At 52.0% G+C, this 20,341-nt stretch carries 15 protein-coding genes; 5 read left to right on the plus strand and 10 right to left on the minus strand.

All coding sequences use genetic code 11. From position 1 onward, the window contains the following. Nucleotides 1-22: 22 nt before the first annotated feature. Both ACS5NO_RS14310 and ACS5NO_RS14315 read left to right on the plus strand, forming a co-directional pair. Complete coding sequence (locus tag ACS5NO_RS14310; RefSeq protein ID WP_439415782.1) at nt 23-1,000, plus strand: hypothetical protein; 978 nt, start codon at nt 23-25, stop codon at nt 998-1,000. 48 nt (nt 1,001-1,048) lie between these two features. Then, entirely contained in the window at nt 1,049-2,473 is a 1,425-nt protein-coding gene (locus ACS5NO_RS14315; RefSeq protein ID WP_439415783.1) for a hypothetical protein, read from the plus strand. Between the two features lie 76 nt (nt 2,474-2,549). Here ACS5NO_RS14315 and ACS5NO_RS14320 read toward each other — a convergent pair whose 3' ends face one another. Beyond that, a complete protein-coding gene (locus ACS5NO_RS14320; RefSeq protein ID WP_439415784.1) occupies nt 2,550-3,323 on the minus strand; it encodes an NIPSNAP family protein in 774 nt (257 codons plus the stop codon). A 142-nt stretch (nt 3,324-3,465) separates the two neighbouring features. On the opposite strand from ACS5NO_RS14320, the gene ACS5NO_RS14325 reads away from it, so the two are divergent. Beyond that, entirely contained in the window at nt 3,466-4,428 is a 963-nt protein-coding gene (locus ACS5NO_RS14325; RefSeq protein ID WP_439415785.1) for an alpha-E domain-containing protein, read from the plus strand. Nucleotides 4,429-4,494: 66 nt separating this feature from the next. Here ACS5NO_RS14325 and ACS5NO_RS14330 read toward each other — a convergent pair whose 3' ends face one another. The 7 genes from ACS5NO_RS14330 to ACS5NO_RS14360 form a co-directional block, all read right to left on the minus strand. Further along, entirely contained in the window at nt 4,495-5,262 is a 768-nt protein-coding gene (locus tag ACS5NO_RS14330; protein ID WP_439415786.1) for a hypothetical protein, read from the minus strand. A gap of 289 nt (nt 5,263-5,551) precedes the next feature. Beyond that, nucleotides 5,552-7,555 (minus strand): 1,4-alpha-glucan branching protein GlgB, encoded by a 2,004-nt coding sequence (gene glgB / locus ACS5NO_RS14335; RefSeq protein ID WP_439415787.1) that lies wholly within the window; start codon nt 7,553-7,555, stop codon nt 5,552-5,554. Between the two features lie 73 nt (nt 7,556-7,628). Continuing rightward, on the minus strand, nt 7,629-8,222 hold the full coding sequence (locus ACS5NO_RS14340; protein WP_439415788.1) for a Uma2 family endonuclease: 594 nt from the start codon (nt 8,220-8,222) through the stop codon (nt 7,629-7,631). Nucleotides 8,223-8,245: 23 nt separating this feature from the next. Continuing rightward, on the minus strand, nt 8,246-9,931 hold the full coding sequence (locus ACS5NO_RS14345) for a putative maltokinase (protein WP_439415789.1): 1,686 nt from the start codon (nt 9,929-9,931) through the stop codon (nt 8,246-8,248). Nucleotides 9,932-10,033: 102 nt separating this feature from the next. Further along, nucleotides 10,034-10,636 carry a hypothetical protein gene (locus ACS5NO_RS14350; protein WP_439415790.1) on the minus strand — a complete coding sequence of 201 codons (603 nt, stop codon included), beginning with the start codon at nt 10,634-10,636 and terminating at the stop codon, nt 10,034-10,036. Between the two features lie 99 nt (nt 10,637-10,735). Beyond that, nucleotides 10,736-11,137: a hypothetical protein gene (locus tag ACS5NO_RS14355; protein WP_439415791.1), complete on the minus strand. Its 402-nt coding sequence runs from the start codon at nt 11,135-11,137 to the stop codon at nt 10,736-10,738. Nucleotides 11,138-11,383: 246 nt separating this feature from the next. After that, nucleotides 11,384-12,397: a chemotaxis protein CheB gene (locus ACS5NO_RS14360; protein WP_439415792.1), complete on the minus strand. Its 1,014-nt coding sequence runs from the start codon at nt 12,395-12,397 to the stop codon at nt 11,384-11,386. Between the two features lie 163 nt (nt 12,398-12,560). Between ACS5NO_RS14360 and ACS5NO_RS14365 the strand changes: the two genes are divergently transcribed. Together ACS5NO_RS14365 and ACS5NO_RS14370 are read left to right on the plus strand one after the other, a co-directional pair. Continuing rightward, nucleotides 12,561-16,670 carry a CheR family methyltransferase gene (locus tag ACS5NO_RS14365; RefSeq protein WP_439415793.1) on the plus strand — a complete coding sequence of 1,370 codons (4,110 nt, stop codon included), beginning with the start codon at nt 12,561-12,563 and terminating at the stop codon, nt 16,668-16,670. A 166-nt stretch (nt 16,671-16,836) separates the two neighbouring features. Next, entirely contained in the window at nt 16,837-17,316 is a 480-nt protein-coding gene (locus ACS5NO_RS14370) for a response regulator (protein WP_439415794.1), read from the plus strand. A 29-nt stretch (nt 17,317-17,345) separates the two neighbouring features. Here ACS5NO_RS14370 and ACS5NO_RS14375 read toward each other — a convergent pair whose 3' ends face one another. Continuing rightward, on the minus strand, nt 17,346-18,176 hold the full coding sequence (locus ACS5NO_RS14375; RefSeq protein ID WP_439415795.1) for a response regulator transcription factor: 831 nt from the start codon (nt 18,174-18,176) through the stop codon (nt 17,346-17,348). 132 nt (nt 18,177-18,308) lie between these two features. Continuing rightward, on the minus strand, nt 18,309-20,327 hold the full coding sequence (locus ACS5NO_RS14380; RefSeq protein ID WP_439415796.1) for an alpha-1,4-glucan--maltose-1-phosphate maltosyltransferase: 2,019 nt from the start codon (nt 20,325-20,327) through the stop codon (nt 18,309-18,311). Nucleotides 20,328-20,341 lie beyond the last annotated feature (14 nt).

Below are 20,341 nucleotides of genomic sequence, written 5' to 3' on the forward strand. Positions count from 1 at the left end.
GCCCGGTAGTTAACGTTTTGATATGACGTTCGAAGAGCAGCTAAACAACAACCCAACCGTACCGGATTTTCCAACCTTTTCGCCAGAACCTCTGCCGGACTGGCTGAGCGATGACAATCTGCTGCGCGACGAAGCCGCTCTTCTCGGCTTATCCCATGCTCCGCTGGAGGAAAAAACAAGCCTGATCCGTCTATATTTTAAACACCTAACGATTCATTTAGAACGCGAGCGGGAAGAATTGGGCGAAAAAATCGGCGAGTTGAATTTAGGGATTGAACAAAAGACCAACCGCCTTGAAGAGCTGCGGCAGAAAATCACACGTCTGGAAGCGGCCCAACCCGATGGTGAACCGCATTTTCTCAAAACCACCACGGGTTTGATCGCTTGCCTGGGTGTGCTGATCGGAACTTATTTTCTAATTCTGACAACTTTACGGCCGCATTTTGAAGAAAACCGCTTAATCTCGCTCGGAGTATTAATAGCCGGTTTTCTGGGTTTGTATCACCGCACAACAAACCCATCCGAAACCAAGACGCCCTTTTCCGCCCGGCAACTTCTGGCCGACGCGGGTTTGCCTTTTGCGGCTTCTTTTTTCGTCTTCATTTACGCTTGCCAAACCCAACCGGCCCTCTTGGCACTGGGCATTTTTCTGTTTCTTTTCTTCCTGTTTCTGTCCGTCGGGAAGCTAATTCCCGGACTGTTAACGGCTTTGCAGAACGATTTTCGGTATCGAAATCAGGAAAAAAATTTGAAAAACGAGCGAAATTTGAAAACAGTACCCTGGGAAAATGAGATTAATGCATTAACAATCAGTGTCGATGCGATCCGCGTGCAGAAGTGGCAGCTATTGCCTTTCCTGAATCGGGTCGAGTTGGAACTATCCCGTAGCAACACCCGACGGGATCTGTTGATCGAGTTGTTTGAAAATGAATTTAACCTGGCCCGCAGCCTGCGCGACCGGCTTACGGAGCAACAGATACGGGCCATTGTGGGGAGTTAACGAGTTGTCGGCATTTCTGACGCCCACAACTCCTAAACGGAAAACGATATGAACGAGCAGCAGCCAAAAGATAGCCAGGATTTTCAGCATGGGTATACGAGCGGAGTCGAAGGAACCGACCGCCAGAATTACGAAGGCTATTTATCGAGTCAGGTCAGCGACGAGTGGATCAAGGAGCGTGTGGAGAGCAAGCGTGACGAAATCCGGCAAATCGACCAAACCTTAGCGGATACAACGGCTCAGCGCCGGGCCGCTTTCGACCGGCTTCAAGACCACATCATGCAGACGACGCTGGCCGGAAAAGGAGCCGAGCATCTGGAAGCCGAAATCAAAACCGTGGAGGACGAACGCGAGCAACTGAAAGAACGCCGGCAAAACACGGCGTCGGAATATTCGCTGCTGGCCGGCCTGATCTTTGTGGCCGCCGGTATTTCGTTCGTTGCCGGTGATTTGATCATTTCCCACGAAATTGTGGCCTATGCGCTCAACATCCGCAACAATGTGGAAGCCTGGATGTTTGCGGTGGGTCTGGCGATGGTTTCCATTCTGCTGAAACCGGCCTACGACCGGCTAATCGAGGAACCGTACCTCACCAACTCCTCCCCCGAAGCATCCCGCCGATACGGCTGGTTCAAAATGGGGCTGGCCATTCTGTCGATTGTTACGCTGGTCATTCTGGGTTGGTTTCGGTATGATGCCTACCGGACCGATAAATTGAAGGAAGCCATTAACAAAAGTATCAAAAACATTCAGCTAAACGCGACACCCCTGGACCCGGCCAACCCGAATCCGGTGGCCGATCAGCGGGTTTTACAGAAAATTGAGCGACAACTTCAACAGTCCGACGAGTTAAATCTCCAGTTGGTCAACAGTCCCTGGGCGCTGCTGTCGTTTGTGTTGAGTGGCGTTTTGTTCGCGCTGGCCGGTGCGGTCTGTCTGGGAATCGGCTTGCCGGTTTTGCAGAAGTTCTGGTTCCGCTGGCTCCAGGTCGACCCGCGGTTGTGGCGGTTACGTCGCCGTCGCCGGAAGCTGGAAAAACAGTACCAGGCCGTTCAGCAGGAAGTGGCGAAACACCTGACGCAGAAGAACATCATGGATCATGAGCTGGCGATTCTGGCCTCGCTGGACGAACTGCGGCAACGCAAGCAACAACTGACGAATGAGATTGACCAATTGATCGACGACCGCAAACTGGCCCGAACCGACAGCCGGATTGCTTCTTTCAATGATGGGTATGAGAAAGGTCAGGCGGCTCGTCAGGCCATGACCGAAGAGGAATTTAACCAGTATCGGAACGGTTTTTTCTCCGTTTCCAATCTGGCAACGAAAGCCCGTTCCTCGTCCGACCAGGAACGCTTACCAGCCGCTGCCGACAAAACAACCTATGCCAACCAACGCCCGGTCAACGGCCTTCGCCCCCACCAGGCCGTCCGCCAGCACCTCGCCGATGGCTTGGATAATGATATTGAGTGAATTGTGATTGAGCGATTGAGTGAAAAAACCGACAGGCCGTTCACTCAATCGCTCAATCACAATTCACTCAATAAAATCATTGAATCGGTGAATAGTCCGTGGCTTTCATGTAAACCGATTCCACTTTCGTGGTCAGGGAACCGTTTTTCTCGGAATCGGCTTTGGCTTTTACCCATTTGGGATCAACCCGGAACTCATCGAAATGCTTCTTGCCCTCCGCTTCACTCGGGTGTGCCAGAATGTACACCAGTTTTGACTGACCGCTTTCGTCTGGTTGCGTCGTCAGCCAGTAGCCAATGTGGGTCATGCCGTGTTGTTTGAACAGCTTGAGGGTGTGGTTTTTAAACCGGGCCAGCAGGTCATTCAATTTGCCGGGAGCCGGAGAATAAGTACGCAGTTCAAATACGCGTTCCGGTTTTTTCGACGCTTTGATTTTGGGCGAAATTTCGGCTTCGGTCATGAAGATTTGGTCGACTTTGGCGACAATTTTGCCGTTGGCTTCCGTTTTGGCTACGACTTCCTTCCATTCCGGATCGCTGCTAAAGGCTTTCCACGACGCATCGCGGGCTTCACGGTTCGGGTACGACAGGATGTAAATCAGCCTTTCCTGCGAAGCATCGGTCGGAATCCAATAACCGACGTTGGTCATCCCGTGCTTTTCAAAAATTTTAGTCGTGTATTTCCGGAAACGGTCGATAATGTTCTCGTAATTACCGGGTGTTGGGTAATAAATCCGAACTTCATACAAGCGTGAGGGATCGGCCGGTTTAGTGGCTTTCGGGTCCGAATTAGCTACCGAAATACTTAATGCAGTTACAACAAGGCTACAGGTTAATAGGAAATTTCTCATTGGTACGCGGCTGTTAGTTGAAGTACAAAAATAGAGAGAGAACCGACAGGATTAATTGATTAATCATAATTTCGATAAAGGCACTTTTTTCAGATAAAAAACTATCTTTACAAATCAAACATCCCTATAAAATTTTGATTTTATGCTGAGTCGCGTTGCAAACTCTATCTATTGGATGAACCGCTACATCGAACGGGCCGACAATTATTCCCGTTTTATGAGTGTTAATTTTAATCTGGCGTTGGATTTACCACCCAATGTCGACGAACAATGGGAACCACTGTTAATTGCCACTGCTGATAATTACCTGTTTTACAATTACTACCAGGAGCCAACCCGCGAGAATGTTATCGATTTTATGACCTTCGACAAGCGGAATCCCAACTCCATCGTAAGCTGCCTGAACAACGCCCGGGAGAACGCCCGGACAATCCGGGAAAGCATTTCGAAGGAAATGTGGGAAAACATCAACGATCTGTATCTGCGCGTTCGGGACACGACCACGAAAGGAGAATCGAACTTTGACCGTTTGCAGGAATTTCTAAATAACGTCAAAAACGGCTGCCAACATTTTTACGGCGTCATCGATTGTACCATTACCCGCAACGAAGCCTGGCATTTCGGGCGGGTGGGCCGGTTTCTGGAGCGGGCCGACAAAACCTCCCGGTTTCTCGATGTGAAGTATTTTACGCTTCTGCCCGACGCCGATGCCGTGGGTTCAACGCTTGACCTGATGATCTGGACCGCCGTTCTGAAATCGGGCAGTGCCTACAACATGTACCGGCAGCAATACAAAATGATTAGCTCGTCGACCATTGTTGAATTCCTGATTCTGGACAAACTTTTCCCCCGTTCGGTTGCCCACTGCATCCGCCAGGCCGAACTGTCGCTCTACGAAATATCGGGCAATCTGATCACCAACGGTTTTAAAAACGATGCTGAAAAAGCGCTGAGTAAGCTCCGGTCGGAGATTGAGTTTACGGAAACATCCGAGCTTTTCAAAACCGGCCTGCATCAATACCTGGATCGTTTTCAGATTCGTACCAACGAAGCCGCCAAAGCCGTTTACGAAACGTACTTCAGCCTGAAACCGGTCGAAGCCTGATGAACGCTCAACGGCTTGAAAAACTTCCCGTGCAGGCAAAAGTCCTTTCAAGCCGTTGAGGTGTTGTTATTTATAAAATGGAAACGTCAGGGCGACGTAACCCATGGCGGCCCGGTTGCGAAACCGTCGGTTGTCATCGTCAATGTTCAGATTACTGGCCCGCATTTCGGTAGTAATCCAATGGTAACCGACTTTTACGCCCATCCGTCGCAAAACCTTCAGCCTCACATAGACTTCGCTGGAGAGTGATCCCAGATCGTTGTCGCCCAGCAACCGTACATTCAACCGCTGGGGCTGAGCGTATTGCAAGGGGGAAACCCGAAAACTCACGGTATCAATTTCCGAATCGGCATTGGTGTGCTCGAAACGACCGGTTGTCGACCGGTAGCGTCCCTCCCGGCTTTTACCGAATCCCAGGCCGATCAGATCGGCACCAGCCCCCACTTCCACTGGTCCCAGCCGAACCTGCGCCCGTAGACCAAAATTGACGGTTGAAACCGTCACCCAATCGAATCGCATGGTATCGATGTTGGCCGCCATCTCAGGAGCGCCAATGGCTCCAAAGCCGGTTTTTTCACGGGTGAGCCGGGCGGGAGCCGTCGTATAATTCAGGTTATCTCCGTAAAAATTCCCCCCTTTGATCGTCCAGCCAATCGAAAAAATCTTGTTGGCATCCAGATTTAGCAGTTCATAATAGGTGATGGACGGAGCCAGATAATCCTTTTTAAAAGCGGCACCCACGTCCACTCCGCTGCTGATCCGGCTGGCGGTGGGCGTTTGTGAGAAGGCGACGGCAGACGTAAAGACCAGCACTAATGTTACTATTTTTCTCATATAGGAAACTTACTTTGTAAAGCAAAGTTAATGGGATTAACTGAAAGCTGGTGGTTTTGTTTTGCGCCGACCGCATCATTTTTTTGCCAAAAATTCGTTCTACGGCCAATCCGATAACATTCAGGCAAGTAAATGGTTTAGAAAACTTACGTGTACGGGTCACAACAGACGGTTCGTGAATCCTGCTTTAATACATGCAGAAACCCGGTGTCAAAGGTTTTGAAATCTATGATTGTCCAAACAATAATTTTCGCAAAAAAGTATGCCCCGTGCGGGGCATACCTGAACTTTATGCTTCATTATTCTGATACTTCAGCACCACCGCTCCCAACGGCGGCACGGTGAGCACGATGGAAGCCTGACGCCCTTGCCACTCCTGCGGTTCCGAGACAAGCGGTTGGCTATTCAGCAGGCCGCTCCCAAAAAACGCCCGATCGTCGCTGTTGAACAACTCGACCCAGGTGCCGGCCGCCGGAACACCAATGCGGTAGTCGGTGCGGGGAATGGGCGTCATGTTCAACACAATCACAACCTGCTCTTTGGTGCGGGTGCCTTTCCGGGCGTAGACAATCATGCTGTTTTCGCGGTCCGTCGTGTCGATCCACTCGAAGCCCTCGGCCACAAAGCTCTGCTCATACAGCGCCGGTTCGCTGCGATACAGTCGGTTTAAGGCTTTCATACACTCCTTCATGCCCTGATGAGGTGCATAATCGAGGAGGTGCCAGTCGAGGCTGCCGTCGAATTTCCACTCCGAGGTCTGCCCAAATTCACAGCCCATAAACAGCAGTTTGGTGCCGGGATGCGTAAACATATACGTAAACAACAGCCGCAGGTTGGCAAACCGCTGCCACTCGTCGCCCGGCATTTTGCTGATCAGGGCTTTTTTGCCGTAGACCACCTCATCGTGCGAAAACGGCAGCATGAAGTTTTCCGAAAACGCATACACCGTGCTGAACGTCAGCTCATCCTGGTGCCAGCGACGGTAATACGAATCGCGCTGAAAATACCGCAGGGTGTCGTTCATCCAGCCCATCATCCACTTCATACCAAAGCCCAAACCACCCGTATAGGTAGGTCGGGTCACGCCTGGAAAGGCCGTCGACTCCTCGGCAATCATCTGAACTTCCGGAAAGTCCTTGTAAACCGCTTCGTTCAGTTCCTTAAAGAGCGAAATGGCTTCCAGGTTTTCCCGGCCACCGAATACGTTTGGCTCCCATTCGCCGTGGTTGCGGGAATAATCGAGGTACAGCATCGACGCGACGGCATCAACCCGCAACCCGTCGGCATGAAACCGGTCCAGCCAGAACAGAGCATTACTGAGCAGAAACGCCCGCACCTCGTTGCGACCGTAATTAAAAATGTAGCTTTTCCAGTCGGGATGATAGCCCTTCCGCATATCGGGATGCTCATACAGGTGCGAACCGTCGAACTCATACAAGCCGTGGGCATCACCCGGAAAGTGCGAAGGTACCCAGTCGAGATACACGCCGATGTTCTCCTGGTGCAGCCGCTCGATCATATTCATAAAATCCTGTGGCGTACCGAACCGGCTGGTCGGTGCAAAATACCCGGTGATCTGGTAGCCCCACGACGGGTCGTAGGGATGCTCCATGACGGGCATAAACTCGACGTGCGTAAAGCCCAGTTCCTTGATGTAGGGCACCAGCGCATCGGCTACTTCATTGTACGACAATTGCCGGGCGGGTTCCGACGGATCACGACGCCACGAATTCAGGTGAAGTTCATACACGGAAATGGGTTTGTTGAGGGCATTGATTTTCCCCCGGTTCCGCATCCAGTAATCATCTTTCCATTCGTACCAGTTGTCCCAGACAACCGAGCCGGTTTTGGGCGGTGTTTCCCACCAGAGCGCAAAGGGATCGCCTTTTTCAAGTTCACGACCACTATCGTGCGTAATAGCATACTTATAAATCTCACCCCGGCCAATGTGGGGCACAAAAGCCTCCCAGATCCCGGAACTGTCCCAGCGAACTTTCAGCGGATGGCTTCCTTTGTTCCAGCCGTTGAAATTGCCAATAACGGCGACATACCGGGCCGACGGTGCCCAGACGGCAAAATACGTACCGACCACGCCGTCGACCTCGACGACGTGTGAGCCCAGCTTTTCGTACAGGCGGGTATGTTTTCCGGCCCGGAAAAGATAGATGTCAAATTCGGTTAATCGACTGTAATCCCCTGAAACGGTTGAAAGTTCAGGTGTTTGGTCGACAGTCTCCGTTTCCGGTTTTGGGTCAATGGTAACAGGAGTCTGTTTGGTCGTACGTTTCGCCATAGGAAAGCTACATGGTTTAGCTCGTGAAATATAGACAAATTTTCACCGATGAATCCAACTGATTCATTGGGTTTTATTCTTCGAAAACCTCGTGGAGGTCGATTTGGAGGTTCGGAAAGATTAACGGAGCCAGGGTATCGCTCTCATCATACGGATGTTGCCCGATAAACTGCCCCTGTTCGTTGAGCGTATAGACCAGGACGTTATCGTATTCGGGCTGAACAATCCAGTATTCCCGGACGCCGGCTTCCTGATACGCATCAAACTTCTCCTTCATCTCTTTTTTCGTGTTGCCTTTCGACAACACTTCGATCACCAGGTCCGGTGCGCCAATGCAACCCGCATCGTCCAGTTTAGCCGGATCGCAAATAATGCACAAATCCGGCTGAACAACGGTGGTAATCGTTTCATTCGTCAGTTTATTCTTGCGGGGCAGTCGCACATCGAACGGCGCCATGAAGACCTGACAGGGTTTGCCCTTCATGTAATTGCCAAACGGCAAATAGAACTTACCAACCAACTGCTGGTGTCGGCGACTGGGTGAGGGCGACATTTTCCAGATGTAGCCGCGTATCAATTCAAGCCGCTCCTGAACCCGCCACGTCAGGTAGTCGGCATAGGTGTATTGCCGGGTTAAATCCAACTGATCCAAACTGGTTATTTCCATAGAAATGCGCGTTTAGCACAAACTTACTCTTTTTTCGTCTGCAACAACCCCATTGGTAGCAGCGGGAGTTCCGAATTTCGGCTCGTGTCGGCAATCCGTATTTTTTCAATTTCCCGGATCACATCCATAATTCCTTTCAACGGAATCTTGACCCAGGCCGGTCGATAACTGATCTCGTAGCCCAGTTCATACACGGCTTTTTCGAGCAGATACACCAGTAGCAAAAAGTTCACCTCGTTGCTGTTCTTAAACAGCGGATGCGGATTGCCAATCGTTTCCAGATAGGCATCCATGTACGTGTCGCGAATCAGTTTGAACCAGCGTTCGGAAACGCGCTGCAGGTGATCAGGTTCGATGCCAGCGGTTTCTGTGCTGCCAAAGAGCTTGGCCGAAACCGCATAATGGTAGGAACGGATCATGCCGGCGACGTCTTTCAGGGGCGAGTGTTTGATCTTTCGCTCGCTGATGCTGCTTTCCGGTTCACCTTCAAAATCAATGATAACGAAGTCGTTACCCGTTGCCAGCACCTGCCCCAAGTGGTAATCGCCGTGAATCCGGATGCGCAACGATTCAAGCGGGCGGGTCCGGAAGTCGTCGACAAACTCATCGATCATCTCCTTGGCTTCCATAAACACCCACGCCAGACGCTGCGCCAGCGGATCGAGTTTCGTGTAATTGTCGATGAGCAGGTTATACCGCCGTTCGAGCAGACTTTCAAACCGCCGGATGATAAACTCCCGGTAGTCGTCGGTGAACGGTTCGGCGGCAAATGCCGGATCGCCCGAGTCCGGGTCATACAGCGCAAGGTGCATTTGACCCGTTCGTCGGCCCAGCAGTTCCACCCGGTCGAACACATCTTCCCGAATCGTAAACAAGCGGTGTGGAACCGCATACAGAAAATCGTTGAGGTAATCGCCCGTCTGGTTCCAGCTATCCTGCTGGTTTTCAACCATGCGCTGCATCATCCCGAGCGTAATGTCCGGCACACCCTCCTGCTCCCAGATCACACTTCCGGCATAGGCCGGGATATGACTAAAATTACTTTTTTCGGTCAGAAAACTGACGAGATCTACTTCCGGGTTGGTTTCCTGAAAAAGCTTGCGGTAAAGTTTCAGGAAATACTTCTCTCCCTGGGCCGGAACGCCAAAGACCAGTGCAGAATTACTTGAGTCAACTGGCAATACACGACTGGTAATCAAGCCATTGATATCATCAATAGCCAACCCCTTTCCCCGGTGGAAAGTCAGTTTCCCGTTTGTTTGGTTTAGCGTTTGCTGCTGGACCAGGTTATAATACAGGGCCTGCCGGAACCGTTCGTCGTAAATGGCATCAACCACCAAACCGCTTCTCTGGTCGAAATCCGCACGCGTCAGCACCCCTTTCGGAGCCATAGAAGAGACATCGGGATGACCAGCATCAACAAACGACAGGGGAAGTAAATAACGTTCGGTTTCGCCATCGGCATACGCGGCTTCCACGATAAACAGGAATGCCTTATCGCCGGGTTGATTATCGGAAAGAAACACGATTTCGTGAACAACCCGAATGCGAAAGCCGGCCTGCTGGCGGGCTTTACCGGCAAACCACCGGCACGAATTTACGTAGGAAGGCAGAATCGCCGTTTCCAGAAACCGGATGGCATCCTGATCCCGGATTAGATGATTCCAGGCATGGGGGCTGCTCAGGTTGGTTGCGGTTGAGTCGAACATGGAGACAAATCGGAGCTACAGGCGAAGCGATTCTGCCCGTAATAATACAAAGTGATTCCGTAAATAAGCCTAATTATTGAGGATAAATTGCAAACCCGGCCTTTATTCAAGCAGATAATCCATGAGCGTTTTCCACTGGATCTTCTGGTAGAAAAGCCAGCCGGTGGTGGCAATAACGGTATTGACCACCGCACGGCCTCCGGCTGCCGGATTCTGGTTGTTAATTCGTTCATTTTCACCAATTTGGCAGGCCGTCAAGGTATTTCCCACCCATTCCACACGAAACGTGCTGCTCGATTCATCGGTAAAAAAGTGTTCAGTCCGGTTTTCGTTTTCGTGTGGGTCAGCACAGGGGCGGGCCGTAAAACCGGCTTTCGTTTCCTCATCGACAACCTGGGTCACCTTAATCCAGTTTACGGGCGTAGGGCCGGGGAGTTCCAGGCGAATCAAGTCACCCACCACCGGCCAGCCGGTTGACTTCGGAAGTCCGGAGGAATCGTGTAAAACAAAATCGGCTGTAAGGCTGGAGACGTCAGACCAGCGGTTTATGGCAAAAACTTTCTCTCTGGCGTGGGCAAATGCCTGCAAAGTCGCATGAGCGTCTGGATAATGCTTCTGGCTACAATACGTCTTGTCAACCGAGTCGTCGCCTTTTAAAAGATCAATGCCGTGTTGAATGGCATCTCCGATGTTACTGGTTTTCATACGCTTTGGATTGAAGGGTCTATACGCTGTGTATTAAAAACCCATTCCGACCGGATGATCGGAATGGGTTTTTTACGCTAAGCAGGATGCTGAAAGCCTTTATTGACGGGGGTCGGGCTTTCTACGGGTGGTGTCCGTACCGGTGTTGCCGAACGTGCGGCCGTTGCTGCGGTCATTTTTGGCTTTCGGATATGATCTGGACCGGTTTTTTTCGGATACTTTGCCATCAGCGGTTGACGGCGACCGTGCTTCCCGATTAGCCTGCTGACCCGAACGGCCAAATTTATTGGATGTGCTGCTGCTATCCGGGCGAACACCGGTTACGTTCCGGCTAATGCCCGCCCGGGTTTTGCCGGGCTCCGTTTTCTGTTCTTTCACATTCCCGTTCTTGCTCTGAGCCGGATTGGCAGCATTGCCTTCCGAACTGGTCGTCTGAGCCTGGGTCGGCCGGGTGAAAATCAATCCTGTCAATACTACGGCCATTAAGATTCCTTTTTTCATCGTTGAGTTGATTTACGAGACGTTTTCCCGTCCACAAGGTTCATCAAACAGTGCATTCATCCGGTTTGGATTAGTCGAAAACCCAAACCGGTGACGACGGCATTCTATGGTGTTAACCGCATACGCACCGCATTGTTATCGAAAATAAGCTACGGTCCGTCAAAAGAAATTTGGTCTCTTCAACCTGAAAAGGCCGAATAAGTCCCAAGCTCCGTGGAAAATCACAGCAACTGAATGCAACTTTTCTCACGGTTCTGGCTCCGTTTTCTGCTTCTGTTGATAGATAAACTCGTGGAGCCTGCGGGATTTTTCACGGGTTTGCCGGGATTTTTCGTTAAACTCCTGCGCAGCTCTACGGTTACCGGCCTCGGCAAATTGTTTCGCCGACTGGTCGAGCAACAGAATCGTTTCCTCAAACCCCCGAACGCCCTGCCACAGCGCTTCGTCAACGGTTTTGGTCACTTCGGCCAGCAGAGAACCCGCCGTATACGCATGACCCGTATGGCAACGATACCGGATCAGTTTACCTTCTTTGATACTCACCAGACAACCGTGGCACTCCGGGCAGGTCAGGGGCGTCAGTTCACCCAGATCAATAATTCCCATTTCGAAGGCGTTATCTTCAGCGGCAATGTTGATTTCGGCCTCCATCCGGGTCTTTTCCTCGGCAGAAAGCGTAGGTTTTTCGGGTACCTCCTCCTGGGTTAACCGGTTCAGCAACTGCGCCATTTCGGCCATCGGAACACTGTAGTCGACATCCACGTACTCCCGTACACTATCCGGCATACTGGGATACAGGGCTTCGTCCGGTTCCTGAATAATGGTTAACCCGCCGAGCCGATTGATAGACCACATGCCTGAGGTGCCGTCGTTGAGCATTCCCGTTAGAACAACCCCAATCACCCGGGGGCCGTAGGTATATGCCGCAGACCGAAACAGGGCGTCGATGGAAGGGCGAAACCGGTTTTCTTTCGGACCTTTTTTGACAATCATCCGGTCATGTTCGACCAACAGGTGATGGTCGGGCGGAGCGACATAAATCTGGCCTGGTCGAATACTTTCTCCATCCCGGGGATGAACGGCCTTCAGGGGTCCCGCGTGGGTCAGAATATCAGGCAAAAAACTGGGTGAGTGGGGTGAAAGATGCTGTACGATAAAAATGGAAGCCCCAAAATCCGCTGAAAGAGTCGAGACCAACTCTTTCAGCGCCGTTATTCCGCCGGCCGAAGAGCCTATAACTACCAGATTGCGCTTTGCCATACACGATGTAACTACGAATTTTAGGATTAACACGTTCGCTCCTTCCCCAGAAGAGAAGGCGTAATCTAAGTTTGAAGAGTCTGGCAAATAGTCCTAACTTGCTTCCGGTACCTTCGTCTTCCAAAGTAAACTGTAAACTTGTGCGATAGTTCTTGAAAATAGTATGGCAAAAAAAACAGTTTCTACCCATCAACCTCCGCTGAGACCAGTTCCGGTTGTTGCCATTGGCGCGTCGGCGGGCGGACTGGAAGCACTGTCGCTTTTGCTGGCCAATTTGTCTTCGACAACCGGTTTTGCGTTTGTATACATCCAACACCTCGATCCCAGACAGGAAAGCCACCTTTCCGCTCTGATTGGCCGGGTGACGTCCATGCCGGTTCGGGAGGCCGGGCAGGGAATGCGGATCGAACCCGATTCGGTCTACATCATTCCGCCCGACAAGGATATTGAAATCATTGACGGGACGTTGCGACTTTCCGCCCGGCAGCCCCGGCCCTACCTTCACATGCCCATCGACCAGTTTTTTATTTCGTTGGCCAATCAGCAGAAAGAAGGAGCCATTGCGATTTTGCTATCGGGGGCCGCTTCCGACGGCACCCTGGGTCTGAAAGCGATTAAAGCGGAAGGCGGCATCACGATGGCGCAGGATGAAACGGCTCAATTTCAGAGTATGCCCCAAACGGCCATTCGCGAGGGCGTGGTCGACCTGGTGCTTCCGCCGAAGGAAATTGCGAAAGAAGTGGAGCGGTTGAGCCACCAAAGCTACCTTTTTCGGTTGAACACCCTTGTGGAAGGCCCGGGCGACGTGGAAACACCGGATGAAGACCTGAAAGCGGTCATTCTGTTCATCAAAAAAGCCACCGGAGTCGATTTCACCCATTACAAAATATCCACCATCCGGCGTCGCATCATCCGACGAATGCTGTTGTATAAACTGGAGAAATTGCAGGACTACATCCGGTATATGAAGCAGCACACCCATGAGGTCGACGCTCTGTACAGTGACCTGTTGATCAACGTGACGCATTTTTTTCGGGACGAAGAGACGATGGATTACCTGAAGAAAATTCTGCTGCCTCAGATCATTAAAAACAAACTGCCCCGCGAACCCCTGCGAATCTGGATACCGGCCTGCTCAACGGGTCAGGAAGCCTACTCACTGGCTATGCTGATTCTGGAAGTTGTGGAGGACCGCGTTCCCAGTCTGCCCATCCATATTTTTGCGACAGATCTGAGCGAAGCCGCCATTGCCAAAGCCCGACAAGGCAACTACTCCCGCAGCGAGGTGATGGACATTTCGCCCCAGCGGCTGCTGCGTTTTTTTACGAAGGTGGACGATCATTACCGCATCAGCCGAACCATTCGTGATCTGTGCGTTTTTGCCCCCCACAACATTTTCAAAGACCCGCCCTTTTCCCGGCTCGACCTCATCAGTTGCCGCAACCTGCTGATTTACCTGGACCAGGTGTTGCAGAAAAAAGCCATCGCGACCTTCCATTATGCACTCAATCCAACCGGTTATCTGCTACTTGGAAAGTCCGAAACCATCGGCTCTTCCGCGCCGTTTTTTGCCCAGTTGGAAAAGAATTACAAAATCTACGTACGAAAAAATGATGTTACCAGCCGTCCTACCTTTGAAATGAATCCCCGGATGCCGGAAGCAGACCCTATGGAAGAGCCCAATCGTACCCCAAAAAACCCCAAGGCCGACCCTCCTTCTAGGGATCTGGATACCGTCGTCGACACGCTGTTGCTGAGTCAGTATGTCCCGGCCAGCGTGGTGGTGAATCAGGATCTCGACATTCTTCAGTTCCGGGGCTCTACGGGCCTGTTTCTGGAGCCTTTGCCGGGAAAAGCCAGTCTCAATCTGCTCAAGATGGCCCGCCCGTCCCTGCTTTTCGAACTGCGCAACACCGTCCACAAGGCGCATAAATCAGGGGAGCCAATCCGGAAAACCGGTTTGGAAATCAAGGTAAAAAATAAAACACACCAGGTAGCCATTGAAGCGGTTCCGCTCAAAACCGCAACGGAGGAACGGCTCTTTCTGATCATTTTTGAAGAAGTCACCACCCCGGCCCTGTACGAGAGTGGAAAAACGGGGGTTCGCGTCCGCCGGATCAAACAACTGGAGGAAGAACTCGCCACCCTGCGGGAAGATCTGCACTCCATTATTGAGGAGCAGGAAGCCAATAACGAAGAATTGCAGTCGGCCAACGAGGAAATTATCAGCAGCAACGAAGAACTCCAGAGCATCAATGAGGAACTGGAAACGAGCAAAGAAGAAATCGAATCATCGAATGAAGAACTGCAAACCATCAACCAGGAGTTGCAGCAACGCAACGACCAGTTGACGGAGGCTTATGCGTTTGCCGAAGACATTTTCTCCACCATTCGGGAAGCCACCCTCGTTCTGAACCGCGACCTGCGGGTGATGAGTGCCAACCAGGCTTTTTACACCATTTTCCGGGTTCGGCCGGAAGCCACCGAAGGGCGTTTGCTCTATGAACTCGGAAACCGCCAGTGGGACATTCCCCAACTCCGGAACATGCTCGATGCGGTGGTGCAGGAGGATGCCCAGTTTCAGGGATTTGAAGTAGCCCATAACTTTCCGGAAATCGGCGAAAAAGTCATGTACCTCAACGCGCGAAAGGTGGTTCGGCAACACAGTCAGGAAGCCATTCTGGTGGCCATCGAGGACATTACCGAACACCGGCAGGTGCAACGGATGCTGTCGGAACAGGAAGCTTGGTTCCATACCATTGTCGACAGTGCGCCGACGCTCATCTGGGTGGCCGGCCCCGACGCCCGTTACAAGTATCTCAACACGGCCTGGACAGCTTACGCCGGTCATCCTCCGAAAGAGGAACGGCTGCACGGCTGGACAGCCGACATTCATTCCGACGACCGGGAAGCCTACCTGGCCATTTACCGGAAAAGATTTGAAGAACGGCTCCCCTTCTCCTTCGAATACCGGCTGCGCCGAGACGACGGCGAATACCGCTGGATGCAGGAAAAAGCCAGCCCTCTTTTCAAACCGGACGGCACGTTCAATGGCTATCTGGGCACCTGCACCGACGTTCATCTGCAGAAAACCCTGACCCAGGAACTGGATTTGCGCGTTCAGGAGCGGACACGGGAAGTGCAGAAAACCGCCGAAAGCTTACAGGCCGTGCTGAACAGTTCGCCGGCTTCTATCGCCTATTTCAAAGCCATTCCCGAATCGAACGATATCACGGACTTTACGCTCGTGGTCTGTAATCAGAATTTTGCAACCTTGAACAACCAGACTGTCGGCCAGATGCAGGGTCGGCAGGCCAGCCAATTGTTTCCGAATCAGTGGTCGGCAGGCATGTTCGATCGATTCAAACAGGTCGTTGAAGCCGGCGAACCTGTGTATGAAGAACAAAACCCAATCCCTGACACGGATCGCTGGTGGGGCTCGTCGATCATCAAATACGATGGCGGACTCGTCGTCACTGGTCTGGACATTACAACCCTGAAAACAACGGAACGCCACCAGCACGAGCTTTTGCGTCAAGTCGATCGTTTCAATGAAAGCATTGAGGCTCTGGCCAGCCTGCGCCAGCAGGTTAAAGACCGGGGTGAGTTTCTGCGCCGGGCGTCCCACGATCTGCGCGGAAGTTTTGGTGCCATTCAGGGAGCAGCCTCATTGATGGATCTGATGGATACGGAAGAAGAACGGTCACAGATGCTGGCGATGATGCAGCGCAACCTGCGCCAGATGCTGGTTATGCTGACCGAGCTATTGGATTTTGCGCGGCTGGAAGCGGGTCAGGAGAAAGTTGAATTCACCCGGTTCGACGTCGCTGAACTGTTGCTCGATCTGGGTCAAAGCATGAAACCGCTGGCCGACCAACGGAATTTGTGGATTCAAACCCAGGGTAAATCCTCGCTATTGGTGGAGAGCGACCCCATTCTCATTCGCCGGATTGCCCAGAATCTGCTGACGAATGCACTCAAATACACCGAAACCGGGGGCGTGACCCTCATCTGGGATCAGGATTCCAACCCCGCATCCTGGTGGCTATCCATTCATGACACGGGTCCGGGACTTCCGGCATTTTTGGTTCGGCTCCTGATGAATAAATCCGTTGCCGCAGGCAATCCAGGATCAGAAACAAGTCCCGGCCAGGCGGGCGGTGAGGGAATCGGTTTGTCGATCGTTAAAAACCTGTGCGAATTGTTGCGGGGTATCCTGACGGTGGAAACGCCACCCGAAGGAGGGACCGTTTTCAAACTGCAGTTCCCGTAAACGTATAAACATCCCGGCAGGAACTTGGCCGCAATCCCTACCTGCCGGATCGGGCAAACAAAAAAAGAAAAAAATGTTCTATCTTCCTGAACACATCAAAATGGGGAAGCGTTGTGAATGTAGTACCCTGTAATTTGTAATTTTCAGGAAACGCAACGTTGAAAACATGAATGACTCCAGAAATAAAAAAAGCCCAAATCGGCTCCGGAAAGCCCGAATCCTGGTTATTGAAGACAGTGCGGATCATCTGCTGCTGATAAAAAATGCGCTCCAGCAGAGTTTTACGGATATTGACACGGTGATTATGGCGGATGAACATACCGCCATCCATTACCTCGAAGAATGCATGCAGACCGGACTGCGGCTTCCTCAGTTAATCCTGCTGGATCTGTATCTGCCGGAGCGGGAGAATGGCTGGGCTTTTCTGAAAAAAGTTAAAAACCTCAATCCGGAAGTCGGGCAAATCCCGGTCGTGGTATTCAGTAATTCATGTGATTCCGAAGACATCGTGGAATCCTACGACCGTGGAGTGGCTTCCTACGTTGTCAAGCCCATGAACTTCACAGAGTGGACCGATTACTTTCAGACCCTGAAAGAATACTGGTGGGAAACCGTATCGTTACCCAATACCCATTCAATGTATTGAACGCTTAGCCCCGAAACCGGGCGGTTCGGCTAGACCGGGGTGGAGCGGGCGTCACCCGACTGTGGCGCAGATGCAACCGACAGCCAATACCGAAATATTTTTTCCAGCACCTGAATGAACCGGGGCAGGTCGGCGGGATAAACAATGACCGAATTGGCCCCCGATGCGTATCCCTGTTGAGCCTGGTCGTAATTGCCGGCCGATGACAGCAGAATGGTGGGAATAAACCGGAAGCGGGAACTGTTTTTAAGCGTTTGCAACGTGAGCAAACTGCCCGGCTGGCTCCCGTCCAACACAATCACGGCGGGCATATCGGCCTCTCCAGTGCCGGCGATCACTTTCTGAAGGCCATTGCCGGTGTCGAATAGTTTCAGCCCCCATTGCGACCATTTTTCACCCATTAGTTGCTGCACCAAACCGCTTTTTAGTTCATCGGCCATTACCATCCACATTCGCCGGGAGGCCAAAGACGGGTGTTTTTTTTCGAACCCAGCCAGAGCCACAAACGGAGAACTGACCGGCTCGGCATGGGCCGACAATGAAGGCGGCAGCATCTTAACCAGAAGCGGATCGATGATCAGACTCCAGCGCCGGCGGCTGACGGGCAGCCTTTCGCCGTCCCGCAGGCTAACCGACCCCGCCATTTTATGTCCCGGAGGAGCCTGAAAATCAGCAATGTAGTGAGGATTAACCAGAGCCGTTTTATGAACCCGAAGAAAACCGGAGAGTTTCTTTTCAAAAAAAACCAGTGATTTAGCCAACAAAACCTTGCGCCCGTCGCCGTAATGCACCCACGTATAATTGCTGAACCCTTTCAGGTATTTGATCAACGCCGGGTATTGAATCGCTTCCTGAATCATGTTGTTTACCAATAAAAATGCTATGACTGCACGTCTTATAAAGTAACCGCATTCAGGGCAATTGTAGCCGCATTTCTTAGGCAATGGCACTTCTTTTCAGGGTCTCATCAGCCGCTTCAGCCGCCACAACGGTCAGGCTTCGATTTTCAGCAAGTGCATGGGCAACAAATACGGATCGAGTTCGACGTAGTTCCACTGTCCTTTCCAGGTATATTGCGCTCCGGTCAGCAAATCGTGCACCACGTATTCCTGTCCTTCGGCGATCCCCAACTGCCAGATCGGCACCTGCACCATGCCCGCCCGCCGGTTATAGGCATCGGTATTGATTACCATGAGCAGCCGGTTGTGGCCCGTCACTTTCAGATAAGCCATCAGCGCGTCGTCGTCAATGCGGCAGAACATCAGGTTGTTGGTGGTTTGCAAGGCCGGGTTTTCCCGCCGGATGCGGTTGACCAGCCCGATCAGATACGTCAGCCGGTTGGTGCGGTGCCAGTCCCAGTGCCGGATCTCGTATTTTTCCGAGTCGATGTATTCTTCTTTGCCCGGAAACGGCAGGTGTTCCATCAACTCGAACGACGGCCCATAGATACCGTAGTTGGACGACAGTGTAGCCGCCAGCAAAAACCGGATCAGAAACTGCGGTTCGTGGCCCGATTGCAGGATATACGGGTTGATGTCGTGCGTGGTCGGCCAAAAATTCGGGCGGTAGTAGCGCTTCATCTCACCCTGCGTCAGCTCCGTCAGGTATTCTTCCAACTCCTGTTTGTTATTGCGCCAGGTGAAATAGGTGTACGATTGAGCAAAACCGCGCTTCGCCAGTTGCTGCATCACCTTTGGTTTGGTGAAAGCTTCGGCCAGAAATAGCAGATCGGGATATTCTTTTTTTACTTCCGCAATCAGCCATTCCCAGAACTGAAACGGTTTGGTATGCGGGTTGTCGACCCGAATGATCCGGACGCCCCACGACGCCCACGTCAGCATCGTCTCTTTCATTTCAATCCAGAGGCTCTGCCAATCGTCGGTTTCAAAATAAACCGGGTAAATGTCCTGGTATTTTTTCGGGGGATTTTCAGCGTATTGAATGGTGCCGTCGGGTCGTTTTTTAAACCATTCCGGGTGATCTTTGGCCCAGGGATGATCGGGTGACACCTGAATGGCCAGGTCCATCGCCACCTCCATGCCGTGGTTCCGGGCAATGGCAATCAGGTGTTTGAAGTCGTCGAGAGTGCCCAACTCGGGGTGAATGGCCGTGTGACCGCCCAGTTCCGAACCGATACCGTAGGGAACGCCGGGCTCGCCAGGTTGCGAAACCACATTATTATTTTTCCCTTTCCGAAACGACTGTCCAATGGGGTGAATCGGCGGCAGGTAAAGTACATCGAAACCCATCGCTTCGATGCGTGGCAGCAGCTTTTCCACATCCCTGAACGTGCCGTGTCGACCCGGTTCCTGCGATGCGGATCGCGGAAACAGGCAATACCACGTACTGAAACCGGCTTTGGGCCGGTCGACGTCCACCACGAGTTCACGGGCATACCGGGACGGGTGTTTCCGCTCCGGATACCGCTGGATGAGGTCCGTAAACAGGCCGCTTTCTACAAACTGAACCGACTCCTGGTAAGCCGCATCGTTGTATTCATCCGACCCGCCTTCCAGTAAACCGGCCAGCCACGCCAGCGTCGTTTTATCATCTCCTTCGGCCCGATGCGACATACCTTCGACGTAAACCGCCCCGGCTTTGAGTTCGCTCGTCAGCCGTTGACCAGCCGCTACTTTCAATTCGACTTCGTGTTTCCAGGAAGCGATGTGATCCACCCAGCCTTCGATGGTGTAGGCATACAGTCCCGGTTTTTCGACGGTAAACGACGCGCCCCAGCGGTCATTGTTGATAAAAACCATCGGCACTTCAGTCCAGGCCGGATCATCCGGATGTTTATATAGCAGTCGGGCCGCCAGTTTGTCGTGACCATCCAGAAAAATATCCGCTTCAACGGCAATGACATCTCCGGGAACGGCCTTGATCGGAAATCGTCCCCCATCGAGTTCGGGCGAAACCCGTTCGATCACGACACGAATCTGACCATCGGAAGGCAGATTTGCTAATTTATATGCCGCAGCGGCAGAACGGGAAGTTTTGTTACGAGTGGCCATAGTCAACCTGATTA

It is taken from the genome of Larkinella fluvii (assembly GCF_051857545.1).
Taxonomy (GTDB): domain Bacteria; phylum Bacteroidota; class Bacteroidia; order Cytophagales; family Spirosomataceae; genus Larkinella.